Source organism: Oceanobacillus saliphilus (assembly GCF_023522835.1).
GTDB classification, from domain to species: domain Bacteria; phylum Bacillota; class Bacilli; order Bacillales; family Amphibacillaceae; genus Oceanobacillus; species Oceanobacillus saliphilus.
Genome location: NZ_JALCZU010000022.1, coordinates 1 through 7,200 on the forward strand (window position 1 = coordinate 1; position 7,200 = coordinate 7,200).

Genomic DNA, 7,200 nt, shown 5'->3' on the forward strand with positions numbered 1-7,200 from the left:
CAGACGCAGAAATCAGCTTGATAGTTTAGAAAAGAAAATCGACGATATAAACGAACAAATAAAAAAAGGTAATGATTAATGTTTTTTAACGGAGACGTATTTTTGTATTATTGATGCTTAAAATGTGGAAATAAATTGTTAACTATTGTGAAGAATTCTACTTAAAGTAACGGGTGCGATAGTCCAAGAAGGATTATCGCTTTTTTTGTAGAAGTAATTGTATTAACTGGCAGGTTAGTTGAATAAGAATATGGAATTCTGAAACCTAAAATCAAATTATCCGTAAATTAATAAAAGAATAGATTAGGAGGAGAAAGTTTGGATAAGGTTATTTTATCTAAAGGTGCAGATAGGTTTGATGTTGGTGGATCGGAATTACAATTACTTGGTGGATTTTCAAATAATGTTTTTGAGTGTATGAGAAATGGTGAAAGTTTTATATTAAAATTTTATACCAGTTCGGTTTATAGGAAAGACTCTATTATTGCAGAATTGGATTGGATAAGATTTTTACATTCGTCAGGAATTAATGTAACTCCTCCTTTATTATCCAATAATGGAAAATATATAGAGACCATTAAGTTAGAGGTCGAAAGAGAGTGTTATGTTTTAGCATTCGAGAAAGCAAAAGGCTCTTTCATTAATGTTAATGATAAAAGAACTTGGAATAAGGATTTTTATTATATTTGGGGAAAAACACTGGGAAAAATGCATTGTTTATCGAAAAATTACAGTCCAGATGGAACGATAAAAAAGCAAGGTTGGAATATGGGGTATCTATTTAGTGGTAATTTTAAGGAAGTTAGTAAAGTTGTGGTTCAAAAATGGGAGGAATTTGTAGGTGAACTTAATAAACTACCAAAGGATAAAAATGGGTATGGAATGATACATAATGACTTGCATCAAAGAAACTTCTATGTCCATAATGATGAAATTATTCTATTTGATTTTGGAGATTGTGAATACAACTGGTTTATTTATGATATTGCAATTGTTTTATATCATGCTGTTCAATCTATTGATGAAAATGAAATTAAAGGAAGAGAGGAATTCGCACATCTATTTATTAAGGCATTTTTAGAAGGCTATTTAACCGAAAATAATCTCAGTTCATTTTGGCTTGCTAAATTGCCGTTTTTCCTAAATTATAGACGGATTTTCTCCTATATTTACTTTTCCCAGTTTCTAAATAAACAGCAAAAAAACAATGAAAAAGTTAAAATTATACTAAAAGGTATGCAGAAAAAAATAGAAAGTGATGTACCCTACTTGGAAATTGATTTCAAATATTTATTCAAAGCGTAAACATTTAGCTAACAGGTTGTAATATACGAATCTTAATTGGGTAAAAAGGGTTAGTTGAGTATAAATAAAGGGAGATGATTTAATGTTAAGTTCAGAAAGACTTCAGTTCCGAAAAATGGTTGAAAGTGACATTGAAAAGTATCATTCTTGGAGAAATGATTTGGATGTAATGAAAACAACAAGCCCATCATTAGATTTATATTCTCTTGATGAAACAAGAAGTTTTGTAGAAAATATTATTCTTAATTCAACATCTTCTAAGAGCTATATCATTGAGGAGTGGGAAGGGAATACTACAATTGGTGTAACGTCACTAATAAATATCGATACAAAAAACAGAAATGCTGAATGTATTATCGATATTGGTGAAAAGGAATATTGGGGTAAGGAATATGGTACAGAAGCTCTAAAAATGTTACTTGAATATGCTTTTTTGGAATTAAATCTACATCGTGTTTCACTTAGGGTATTCTCTCTCAACGAAAGGGCTATACATATTTATAATAAACTTGGCTTTATGAAAGAAGGAATAATGCGAGAGAGTTTATATAGAAATGGAAAATGGCATGACATAATCATCATGGGAGTTTTAAAAAGAGAGTATTTGAACAAGCAGTAAAAAATATGACATTCTTTATTTAAACTAAATGGTGCAATAGTTAAACAAGGCAATCATCTAAAAGGTTGTCTTTTATTTTCAAACAATATTATTGAATATTATGGCAGTATTGAAGGTGGAGTTGTTGAACTGAAGGGCAGTTTAGTTGAAGAAGTAGGAAAGTGGGGGTGTTGATGAATAGCAGACATTTATTTTTGTTTGGTGGAAGTCCGCCTTTTAGTAAAAAACTCGGAAAAAAGTTTGCAGATATTGCTATACGGGGTGAAGGTAAAGTCGCAATTTTATTTTTAGAGAGAGATGGCTGGGAAAAGTATATGCCAAAGTACACATCTGTTTTAAAAGACAATGGCATAGATGAATTTGTTTATCTCCCTCTTAGCCCTAAGCCTAATTATAATACCCTAAAAGTTTTAACTTCTTGCACAGGAATAATAATTGGCGGTGGGGAGACAGAGCTATACCGAAGTTATATTGTTGATACTAGGATTGGTGAACTGATAAAAGAACTTTACCAACAAGGAGTTCCAGTAGCAGGTTTTTCAGCAGGGGCTTTAATTATTCCTGCAAATTGTGTAATCCCTCCTATTGATAACTCACAAAATAAGCATCTCTTTCTCAAAGGATTAGGTCTGATTAAAGATTGCGTAATAAGCGTTCATTATACAAAATGGGAGGAAGAAGAGAACTTAAAAGCTGCTTTAATAAAACTCAATGCAACCATTGGTTATGGAATTGATGATGAGGCAGCTCTATATTTTGTAAATGAAAGTGTTTTAGAAACTGGGAAGTTCCATAAATTTGAGAATGTAAGATAGTTCTTGTTTCACTAACTGGTGCAAGAGTTGAACAAGGCGGTTATCCAAGTGATCGTCTTTTCTTTTTTAAAAACCGATTGAATATTATGTTAATGTTAAATGAAAGGCTCTTGATCTATCTGGTTAATTTTATTGAAGAAAGGGTGTTGTATCTTGAGAAAGGTCGAAGTATGTTCATATAGTGAAAAATGGCCTTTAATGTTTTTTGAAGAAGTTGAAAAACTTAAACTCATTTTTGGAAATGAAATTGTAGATATTCATCATATTGGTAGTACATCAGTTCCAGGGCTAAAAGCTAAACCAATATTAGACATAATGCCAGTTGTTAGAGATATTGCTCTCGTTGACAAATACAATCAGGAGATGCAGGTCATTGGGTATGAACCTAAAGGTGAGAACGGAATACCTAGACGAAGATACTATCAAAAAGGCGGAGAAAATCGCTCCCATCATGTTCATATTTATCAGGTTGGAAGTTATGAAATAAAACGACACTTGGCTTTTCGAGATTACCTGCTTAGACATCCGGATGTAAAGAAGAGCTATGGTGAGTTAAAAGAGAGATTGGCACAACAATTTCCCTATGATATTGAATCATATATAAATGGTAAAGAACATCTAGTTAGAGAGATAGAAGTAAAAGCGTTGAACTGGTATAAAAAAGCCGGGAATGATTCTGTTTATGCTGATTAATTACTGTTAATTCTTATTCAGCTATATGGTGCAATAGAAAATAAGGAGTTGTTATTTTTGAAAAAACATAATAGGACAGGAAAGTATCTTTATTATACAGGAATACTTCTATTCGCTATTGGTTTTGCACTCAATCAGACGATAGGAATAACAGATGCCCCTGCACCATATAGTTCATTTTCTGTACCGTTAATAGTAATCGGCATTGTATTATTAGTTACATCTAAGTTCTTCAAGAAGAATTAGTAAAAATAATGTTTATTTAACCCATCAAATGTGGAACAGGAGTTGTCAATAAGGCAGCTCCTATTGTACTAACTGGTGCGATAGTCCAAGAAGGATTATCGCTTTTTTTGTTGAAGTTATTATTAACGGGGCAGTGCAGTCTAAAAAAGGCTAAAGGGGGAGATACAATTGCCACCAATACATATTGATGAAATTCCGATTGAGATTAAAGAGTTCTTAAATAAGATAATTTCTATAAGTTTTCCACGTCAAGGCTATACATCTAATTTAGGAATAATTGAAAGTGACAAAGGAATTTTTGCACTTAAAAGGACAAAGGGAAAATTATTTAATTCAATGTTGAAAAAGGAAGTCTCTATATTAAACAGCTTGAACAATAAGACAGAATTACCTGTACCAAAAGTAAAGAAATTCATAGAAAGAAATAATATTTGCGAATCCTGGGCACTTTTAGACTTTATAGAGGGAGAAACTATAAGGATGGCTTTGTTTAATGAATACCACAATGAAAAACGACAAGAAATCATATTTAGTTTTGGTGAAATCCTATCTAAAATTCATTCAACTCCTTGTCCTGATGAACTTAAAATGAAACAACCGTGGCTTGAACAAATGTTGTTTGAAGCAGAATATAATTTCAATAATTACGTGGTTGACGGAACTATAGAATTATTAGAAAGAATGAAAGTAAAGAAACCAAAAGAATATAAACAAACGCTTATTCACGGAGATTTTACAATTGATAATGTAATGATTTCAAATGGAGTAATTACTGGAGTTATTGATTGGAGTAGCGGAGCATATGGAGACCCCAGGTATGATGTATCCTTAGCTATTCGTCCTAAACCAAATGTCTTTGAAAATGAAATAGATCAACAAATCTTTTTTGAAGGCTATGGCGGTAAGATAATTGATAAAGATGATTATGATTATTTTGCTAACGGGGTATATGAGTTTTTTAATTATAACTACTCTTCAACTAAAGGGTGCGATCCATAAAGAAGGATTAGCACCTTTTTTGTTGAATTATACAATAGGGGGGCAGGTTTATTGAATAAGAATCCTTTTAAAGTTAAGAGAAGTTCAAGAAATTAAATTAAATATATAACTATCTGCTTTAATTTTGTAAATTTTATTTAAAAATCGGTTAATAAAAAGGGGCAATTCTATTTTATAATAAAAATAACTATGTAGTATTTTTCGACTACCGATGTGTTGAGGAGGCTTGGTGAATTTCATGTATACATTAATTGAAGTATTATCTTCACTCTTAATATTTATATTTCCATTGTTACTTGTATTGGGTTATATTTTTTACTTGAAACGTTCATTTAGAAATCTAATTTTACTAGGCTAACTGATAATATTTGTAGAAGGTCTTACGTTTTATATGATTAGTAATTGGTCAAACTTTCCAATCGGGATAATTGCCATTTCAAAACTATTATTTACTATTACATTTTTAGTAATAATAATTCCATTATTTCGTCTTTCTTCCAATAAAGTAAATGATGAAAAGTAGTTTGGAATTTCTTTTGCATTAGGAGTATTTTCGCATTTGTTTTATTTGTTCCGAGCTAACGGGTGCTTTAGTTTAGTAACAATCTTTGACTTAATTAATTATTCTGTTAACATTTAAATTAAAGATGTAATGAGAGGGGAATCTAGATTCTATATGTGGAAAACCTTGTAATGATTAATTAACTGGATAGAGACAGATTGTTTTTTCATAAAAATTATGGGTGTGGTCTGTCTATTTTTAATCATTCAAGGGATACATGGTGTGGAGTTATAAATGCCCCATTTACGAAGCAGTTACCTTTGTAGCTGCTTTAAATTGTTTCGGGAAATCTACATCTCTAATAACATCATCATAGATCCCTTTATTCGGAGGGATATTAATGACTAGTAAACAAGATAAAATTGCAATTATCACAGGCGTAAGTAACCAAAGAGGAATAGGTGCTGCTGTATGTCGTAAGTTAGCTTCTCAGGGTATAGATATATTTTTTACTTACTGGAATTCTGATTCTGAGTGGCCAGATATATTTCAAAGTGAGGTCTTGGAAATGGGAGTTCGATGTGAGGGAATAGAAATTGATTTATCTAAGATTGATTCTTACCTATTCCTATTGGATGAAGTCTCAAAAAGATTAGGTTTTCCTTCTATACTAATCAATAGTGCAGCACATTCAGTTGATTCAGATTATATGGATTTAGATGCAAAGACATTAGATGAACATTACGATGTAAATGTTAGAGCGACTTGTCTTCTTTCTGTTGAATTTGCCCGTCGCTTTCAGAAAAAAGGTAGCATATGGGGACGTATTATTAATTTAACATCTGGCCAAGAGCTTGGTGCTATGCCCGGGAATTTAGCATATGTTGCGACAAAAGGGGCAATCTCATCCTTTACATTATCTTTATCAGCTGAGCTAGCACCATTAGGTGTAACAGTAAATGCAGTTAATCCAGGGCCAACAGATTCAAATTGGATGACGGAAGATATAAGAAAACATCTACTACCTAAATTCTTAATGGGACGTATTGGACAGCCAGAAGATGCTGCTCGTATTATTGCATTTCTTGCAAGTGAAGATGCAAATTGGATAACAGGACAGATTATCCATTCTGAAGGTGGATTTTATCGAAGTTAAAACGACAAATTCGGTCGGTGGTTATTTCACTAAATAAAATCTCAATCTAAAGAATAGGCTGCCATTTTGGCGGCTTTTCTTATTAGATTAAAGGACAGCATACTGAAAATTAAAGGGCTATAAGATAGGACGAGATTGTGAAGAAATGTACTTAAAGTAACGGGTGCGTTAATTCAAGAAGGATTAACGCTATTCTACATAGAAATTATTGTACTATAGGGGCAGTTTAGCTCAATAAGAACATTCATAGGAGGTCAGTATGTGTGAAGAAATTACTTATAAAATATGGACAGTTGTGATGATACAAGATGGTGATAAAGTTTTACTATTAGATAGACAACACGACCATTTTAAAGGATTTATACCACCTGGAGGACGAGTTGAATTTCCAGAGAGCTTTGTAAATGCGGCTATTCGTGAAGTTAAAGAAGAAACTGGTCTTGAAGTTAGAAATTTAGTATTTAAAGGGATTTCGGAGTTTGTTAATCCAGCCGTAAATAAAAGATATATTATGATGAATTATTGGACAAAGGATTATACAGGAGAATTATTAGAAGATCCACCAGAAGGCGAATTAAATTGGGTTAACATTGAAGAGGCAAAAGACTTGCCAATGCAAGAAGATATTAAAATAAGATTTAATTTATTTTTCGAACTAGGGACATTTGAAATTCAAACTGTTTGGAACGAAGAAAAAAATAGTCCTGAAAAAATATTTATTAAAAAACCTAATAGCCTCCTTCAACTGGTGCGTTAATTCAAGAAAGATTAACTCTATTTTATGTAGAAGTTATTGTACTATAGGGGCAGGATAATTCAACAACGCTCCAGTATTTGATAAGAATATGAAAAGGGGGAACAAAAT

General features: G+C 31.9%; 8 protein-coding genes. All 8 read left to right on the top strand.

Features of this window, described 5'->3' with window-relative positions; translation table 11 throughout:
- The first annotated feature begins 318 nt into the window (after positions 1-318).
- The 8 genes from MN204_RS20090 (at position 319) to MN204_RS20125 (ending at position 7,092) form a co-directional block, all read left to right on the top strand.
- Complete coding sequence (locus MN204_RS20090) at positions 319-1,305, top strand: phosphotransferase enzyme family protein (RefSeq protein WP_249872863.1); 987 nt, start codon at positions 319-321, stop codon at positions 1,303-1,305.
- 82 nt (positions 1,306-1,387) lie between these two features.
- Entirely contained in the window at positions 1,388-1,924 is a 537-nt protein-coding gene (locus MN204_RS20095; protein WP_249872864.1) for a GNAT family N-acetyltransferase, read from the top strand.
- Positions 1,925-2,097: 173 nt separating this feature from the next.
- Complete coding sequence (locus MN204_RS20100) at positions 2,098-2,739, top strand: Type 1 glutamine amidotransferase-like domain-containing protein (protein ID WP_249872865.1); 642 nt, start codon at positions 2,098-2,100, stop codon at positions 2,737-2,739.
- Positions 2,740-2,892: 153 nt separating this feature from the next.
- Entirely contained in the window at positions 2,893-3,432 is a 540-nt protein-coding gene (locus tag MN204_RS20105) for a GrpB family protein (RefSeq protein ID WP_249872866.1), read from the top strand.
- A gap of 57 nt (positions 3,433-3,489) precedes the next feature.
- Positions 3,490-3,678, top strand: coding sequence for a hypothetical protein (locus MN204_RS20110; protein ID WP_249872867.1), 189 nt, complete (start codon positions 3,490-3,492; stop codon positions 3,676-3,678).
- Positions 3,679-3,846: 168 nt separating this feature from the next.
- Positions 3,847-4,677 (top strand): phosphotransferase family protein, encoded by an 831-nt coding sequence (locus MN204_RS20115; RefSeq protein ID WP_249872868.1) that lies wholly within the window; start codon positions 3,847-3,849, stop codon positions 4,675-4,677.
- A 902-nt stretch (positions 4,678-5,579) separates the two neighbouring features.
- The gene (locus MN204_RS20120; protein ID WP_249872869.1) at positions 5,580-6,335 is read left to right on the top strand and encodes an SDR family oxidoreductase; all 756 of its coding nucleotides are present in this window, start codon (positions 5,580-5,582) and stop codon (positions 6,333-6,335) included.
- A 259-nt stretch (positions 6,336-6,594) separates the two neighbouring features.
- Positions 6,595-7,092 (top strand): 8-oxo-dGTP diphosphatase, encoded by a 498-nt coding sequence (locus MN204_RS20125; protein ID WP_249872870.1) that lies wholly within the window; start codon positions 6,595-6,597, stop codon positions 7,090-7,092.
- The last annotated feature ends 108 nt before the right edge of the window (positions 7,093-7,200 follow it).